General features: G+C 59.8%; 7 protein-coding genes and 1 pseudogene. 4 read left to right on the forward strand and 4 right to left on the reverse strand.

What is annotated here, in order from left to right; translation table 11 throughout:
* Positions 1-266, forward strand: a 266-nt coding sequence (locus EP26_RS29580; RefSeq protein ID WP_043342279.1) for an IS5/IS1182 family transposase, incomplete at its 5' end; no start/stop codon positions are given.
* 295 nt (positions 267-561) lie between these two features.
* On the opposite strand, the gene EP26_RS34190 is transcribed toward EP26_RS29580, so the two are convergent.
* The 4 genes from EP26_RS34190 to EP26_RS38845 all read right to left on the reverse strand — a co-directional run bounded on the left by EP26_RS34190 (position 562) and on the right by EP26_RS38845 (position 4,158).
* Positions 562-1,443 carry a TniB family NTP-binding protein gene (locus tag EP26_RS34190; RefSeq protein ID WP_169747541.1) on the reverse strand — a complete coding sequence of 294 codons (882 nt, stop codon included), beginning with the start codon at positions 1,441-1,443 and terminating at the stop codon, positions 562-564.
* Positions 1,440-2,663 carry a Mu transposase C-terminal domain-containing protein gene (locus tag EP26_RS34195; RefSeq protein WP_169747542.1) on the reverse strand — a complete coding sequence of 408 codons (1,224 nt, stop codon included), beginning with the start codon at positions 2,661-2,663 and terminating at the stop codon, positions 1,440-1,442. Before EP26_RS34195 ends, EP26_RS34190 begins: the two co-directional genes overlap by 4 nt.
* Positions 2,664-3,718: 1,055 nt before the next feature.
* Positions 3,719-4,003: a transposase gene (locus EP26_RS34200; RefSeq protein ID WP_408735124.1), complete on the reverse strand. Its 285-nt coding sequence runs from the start codon at positions 4,001-4,003 to the stop codon at positions 3,719-3,721.
* Complete coding sequence (locus tag EP26_RS38845; RefSeq protein ID WP_408735123.1) at positions 3,931-4,158, reverse strand: hypothetical protein; 228 nt, start codon at positions 4,156-4,158, stop codon at positions 3,931-3,933. Before EP26_RS38845 ends, EP26_RS34200 begins: the two co-directional genes overlap by 73 nt.
* Before the next feature lie 59 nt (positions 4,159-4,217).
* On the opposite strand from EP26_RS38845, the gene EP26_RS29590 reads away from it, so the two are divergent.
* The 3 genes and pseudogenes from EP26_RS29590 to EP26_RS29595 all read left to right on the forward strand — a co-directional run.
* Positions 4,218-4,934, forward strand: a complete 717-nt coding sequence (locus EP26_RS29590; RefSeq protein ID WP_043344805.1) for an IS6 family transposase — start codon at positions 4,218-4,220, stop codon at positions 4,932-4,934.
* A gap of 170 nt (positions 4,935-5,104) precedes the next feature.
* A pseudogene (locus EP26_RS37905) lies at positions 5,105-5,203 on the forward strand (IS5/IS1182 family transposase); the annotation flags it as partial.
* Between the two features lie 55 nt (positions 5,204-5,258).
* Positions 5,259-5,471: transposase (locus tag EP26_RS29595; RefSeq protein ID WP_043344807.1), on the forward strand; the 213-nt coding region annotated here is incomplete at its 3' end.

Below are 5,471 nucleotides of genomic sequence, written 5' to 3' on the forward strand. Positions count from 1 at the left end.
TTGGCGACCGCGGCTTTGCCTCTGACGCCTTCCGCGAGCGCATCTGGGACATGGGCGCGCGACCTGCGATCCCGCCCCGGCGCACCGATGCCGAGGTCGCCTGTCCGGACTGGATCTACGCCAACCGCCACCTGGTCGAGAACCTTTGGGCACGTCTGAAAGAGTGGCGAGCGGTCGCTACTCGCTACGAGAAGACCGCACGCTCCTTCCTCGGCGTGCTCTGCCTCGCCGCCACCGCAGACTGGATCAAAGTCATCAAGCTCTAACAGGCCTTAGGCTGAGTGCAGGGTTTTAGCCGCAACGCGTGAACGTCACCGAGACGTGAGCCCTGAAATGTTGCATGAAACACGCGAATGGTTTTGTATGAATCCACGACGCACAGAGCCTTATGAGGCTGGAGTGCTTAGCCGGCGAGGGAAGCTCGTGCGGTCAGCTGGGTCTCCGCATGAACGCATCTTGGACCAAACAGCTGAAGTTCCAATCGGCGGTTGATAGAGGTGCGGCGCGGAATGGCGCCCGGCAATCGAGGGGCTTGAAGCTGAAGTTTTTCTGAGTACCTCATCATTTCTCTATGCCAAGCGCGCGCGCACTCGCCTCGAGCAGCGGTGCGTCAATCCGTTCCGTTCCAGATAGAACAGCGTCCTCCGCGGCACGCTCGATGATTTTTACCAGCGTGCGTGTATTGCTGCGCGAACGATTGAGAAGACCCTTTAGAGTTGCTGGTTCGTCTAATGGCGAAGCCCGCTGCAGTGGCAGAGCCGACAGGAGCGACATAACGAACGTTCGGAACTCAGTATCGAGTTGCCAAGGCGCAATGGTATGCGTACTGAACCTGCTTTGTATTTGAGGGTCGACACTGAGGGCCGTAAGTGCCTCGTCTGTGCCGAATGCAACTATTGGTGAGCGAACTTGGTTACTAATGAGTCTCACAAGCCCCAACGCCGCTCTCTGCTTACGATAGTTTCCTTGAAGGATTTTGTGGAATTCATCGAGTATAACGAGGCTTGGTCGAATTTGTTTCAGCAGTCGGAGGGCACGAATCTCAAGTTGTGGAATGGACTCGCGAGGTAAAATTGGCGCATTCAGGCCCTCTAGAAGATGAGTATAAATGCGAGCCTCGTCGGGAGAGGGGATCTCCAATGTGACTATCGGTTGCAACAGCACTCCTTGCTCATCATGCATTCCGGGTGGGTGATCACGTCTAAATTTCGTAACGAGTGTGGATTTGCCCATTCCTGAGTCTGCGCTGATGAGCAGGTTCGGCATGCCGACACGATCTGGCCAACCTAGCAGGCGCTCAGCTTCACCTAGAGCCCGGACAATTTGCTTAAAAGGAATAAATCGCTCGGCCCGAATCTGCCGTATGCGGATATAGTCGGACGCGAGTGCATACTGGCGTACGTCTGGCCGGAGGTGATCAAGGTTAATGTTCCCGTCGGTCACGACCAATCCTCCACATCAAGGAGCGTGGGCGGCCCCGCATCGAGCAGTGCGACGAGGTCGGCGTCGTTCCCCGTTTCGAGGTTCTGAATTTGGTCGCGTTGAGCGTATGCGCGACGCTGAACCAGGCGGCGCGCCGCCTTGGTCTTTTCTGCTGCGCTGGCGAGGAGTCGGCGTTGTGCCTCAACTGCCCTGAAGCGCGCTGCCGGATCCAGATCCCTTCGGCCTTGGGCGAGGAGCCCTTTGCGTGCCGCTCTCCACTCCCACAGTGTCACACAGGGACGCCGCAGATCTTTGTACCGGAGTTCGAGAAATTCGTCGCTACCCGGAACGCGGAGCCAAACGCCTGATAGAGCACGAGGATCGTAGTGAATGAGAACACGCTTTACTCCATTAGCAACCAGCCTAGGGATGGCGTCGTTCCAATATCCTAGTGTGAATAGCTCGATCCCGTCGCGTCGTGGCGTGCGGTACTCGGCAGGCAGGAAAGTGACCCGTATGCGTTCACTGTCCGGCAATGGACGCATGGGACTACCGGCTGCGATCGCCTCTTGCCAGAATGACAATGGGGCACGCGAGATGCCGCTATGAATATCACGATGGTAGACCTCCGCGATTTCGCGTGCGAGCCAGACATCGAGCTCAGAAAGCGTCATCACTGCCTGCCGCTCGCTGTCATACACGCCGCGGTCGATGGGGTTCGAGAATGTCGCGCCCGGTAGAAGGCGAGCCTTGCCCATCATGGTGCCGATCAGCCGTTCGATATGTCCGCCATTCTCTGGCTGCCGCACGGGACGATGCTTAATCTCGATGAGGTTCTCTTCACAGCCGCGCTTGAGCGCTGCTGAATGGAACTCAGGACCGTTGTCCATGTGAAGAAGATTGGGAATTCCAGACGGCCATTCTGCAGCAATTCCATGCCGCAGGAGCCATTTGCGCTTATCTGAAACCATGTGGCTGACGCACATGGCGACAGAAAGTGACGATGGCGCCTCGAGTGTCAGGAAATATCCGAGAACTATACGAGTGTACACATCGATCGCCAACGTGATCCAAGGTCGTCCAATCGGCTCGCGATACATTTCGTCCACGACGATGGCGTCGACCAGAGTGTGATCGATTTGAACGCATTCGAGCGGTCGGCTGGCATGGAAATGGTGTTTCGAGGGGCCGAAGGCTTCGCGCGCGGCCCTTCGACCTTCACGTGCCGCAAGCACGCGCATCGGATCGAGTGCGTTTACTCGGCGCTTGATCGTGGATGAGGCAGGGCGTGGCAAACCGGCAGCCTCACACGCATTCTGGACGAGGCCGACAAACGCATTGAGGCTAATCCGTTGCCGATTGAGGTAATGGTGGCTGATCGCGTGGCTTATGGCATTCTCTACCGGCTCAGGGAGAAAGGTTGTTCCCGGCGGTCTCCCTCGGGTGTGAGGCACCAGGCTTGAGGCGCGCGGATCTTCTCGGAGCCTGCGGAGAAGCGTGCGGGTCCATTGTGGAGAAACACCGAGTTGCCGAGCAACGTCGGCAATGGCTGCTGACGTGAGCTGAGATCCGCTCCGCAGCAAAGGTAGTAAAATCCGGGCCTTTGCATGTGCAGTTGCCCATACCTCCTCTGGGATACGTGAGGGGTCACGGTTGATTCGAGACATTGGGGCCTGTCTGCCACGAGCGCTACTAGTCATGTGAGGCCAATATCTCTGGTGGGCATGCTGCGCGCCGGCTGGATACCGTTGTCCAGCCGCTTATGAGTATTCGCCCATGCCGTCAGCATTCACCGGCCTCCAAAATTTCTGAGCAACACGAGATTGGGCATCTGACACAGTGCGCTAAAAAAATCGGCCGGCGCTGGCCCTCATGATGGGCAATGGAAAGCATAAACTATACGCGCTGTGAAGAAGAAAATTTGGAAAACATTGAGTCGCGGCTGTCAATACACCAATAGTTATTAACTAAGAACATAATTCAATGCGCTGATTTGTTTGATGATCTTAGGCGACACGAGCCGAACTCGGCCAGTTCGGCTCGTGTCTCGGGAGATTTTGTCAGGTTTCACGCCCTCGTGTTGCACGGATCAACCGCCCGGAAGTACTGGTCTGCAGAGAACCAAAAACCATCACGTGAGCACCCAGAAAGCTAATTCGGAGAACCATAAAGACCGACGACACTGGTTGGAGAGACTGATGGCGCCAGGCTAGGAGCGCGTCCGGGTAACCGCATCTCGGGGCTGACGCCGCTGGAGTTGGAGCGGCGCTGATGGCGTGCACGCCGCCGCTGTGGGTTAGGCGGCGGCTGTCCTGGCGAGCTTGGTGAGGTTGTGGGCAGTGCAGACCAGTGCCCATTCGTGCTTCACCTTGTGAATGCCGCGGAGCAGGACCTGCTGGAACCCTCGTGCTGCTTTGATCTGTCCAAAGACGGGTTCGACGACCTGCTTGCGTAATCGGTATCGGCTGCGGCGACCTGCACGTCTGAGCCGCTGACGCCTGGCCGAAACTAGCGGACCTCGACGTCGGTCCTCGCCGCCGTCGGGGTGCTTGGCACGGCCGGTGGCGACGTAGCCGCGGATGCCGCGCTCGGCGAGGTCGGCAGATTGGCCTCGGAGCAGTATCCGCTGTCGGCTGAGATCTCGGCAGGCGTGGTGCTGGTGTTGGCGGTGACGGCGTCGAGCAGGGGTGTCAGCGCATCCTGGTCGGAGGCGTTGTTGGTCAGGTGGTGCGCCACGGGCACCGTCAACTTGGCAGGGGTTGGCCGCTTGCCCCCAGGTCCGGTAGACGTCCGGAATGAGATCGCCAGCCGCCGGCTCCCTCTATGCCGGGTTCCGCTTTCCCGCCGAGGTCATCAGCGACGCGGTTTGGGTGTATTTTCGCTTCCCGCTCAGCCTGCGCATGGTCGAGGAGATGCTGGCGGCACGCGGCATCGTGGTCAGCCACGAGACGGTACGGCAGTGGGCCCTCAAGTTCGGCCAGGAGTTCGCCAACCGGATCCGACGGAGACTGCCCCGTGTCGGCGACAAATGGCACCTCGACGAGGTCGCAATCAAGATCGCTGGGGCGAAGCACTGGCTCTGGCGGGCCGTCGATCAGGCCGGAATGGTGCTTGACGTGCTGGTCCAGAGCCGGCGCGACAAGCGGGCGGCGAAGCGTCTGCTCCGCAAACTTCTCAAGCGGCAGTGCCGGGCGCCACGCGTCATGGTCACTGACAAGCTCTCAAGCTACGGGGCGGCCAAGCGGGAGGTGATGCCCGGTGTCGAGCATCGCCAGCACAAGGGCCTGAACAATCGGGCGGAGAATTCACACCAGCCGACGCGGCGACGAGAACGGCAGATGAAGCGCTTCACGTCAGCGCGGCAGGCACAGCGCTTCCTCTCCGCTCACGACCAGATCGCCAACCTCTTCCATCTCCGCCGCGACCATGTCTCCGCCAGTGAACACCGAGCCGCAAGGGTGCGGGCGTTCGAGATGTGGGCGGAAATCAGCAGGGTTGCTGCGGCAGCCTGAAGTCCTGCCCGCATCGTCCTCAGCTTGCCAGCGCGCTCGACCCGAAGGCGACAAGTTGACGGTGCCATCAGGTGGGTCGTCGAGCCATCTTGTTGCGTGGGTCGCGCAGTTGGGTGCGGTCGGGTAGGCTGGCGCAGGGGCGAGCCCTCGAGCAGTGAGGGACCCCCGCCGTGCCGTTCAAGTCCAACGCTGATCGCCGGCACCACATCCCCAAGCAGCGCCATAGGGTGACCAACTGGGCTGAGTGTCCATCCGGGAACAAATCGAGGCATCTGAATCGGTTGTGATTGGCTCCGAGCGGCGGGTGCGGGAAGAAGGGCGTCCATGTGGACGCCCGAGAGCCGGCCAAAATACGACCGCAGCAAACTGCGCTACCCGAGCGATCTGACCGACGAGGAATGGTCGATCATCGGTCCGCTGATCCCACTGGCGAAGAGCGGCGGCAACAAACGGACGGTGGACATACGAGCGGTGCTGAACGGGGTGATGTACATCCTGTCCACCGGCTGCCAGTGGGCCGCGCTGCCGAAGGACCTG

Source organism: Belnapia moabensis DSM 16746 (assembly GCF_000745835.1).
GTDB classification, from domain to species: domain Bacteria; phylum Pseudomonadota; class Alphaproteobacteria; order Acetobacterales; family Acetobacteraceae; genus Belnapia; species Belnapia moabensis.

Coding starts and splice junctions, on each gene's coding strand:
- EP26_RS34195 (WP_169747542.1), bottom strand. CDS start 2,663: ATGCGCGTGCTTGCGGCACGTGAAGGTCGAAGGGCCGCGCGCGAAGCC.
- EP26_RS29590 (WP_043344805.1), top strand. CDS start 4,218: ATGAGATCGCCAGCCGCCGGCTCCCTCTATGCCGGGTTCCGCTTTCCC.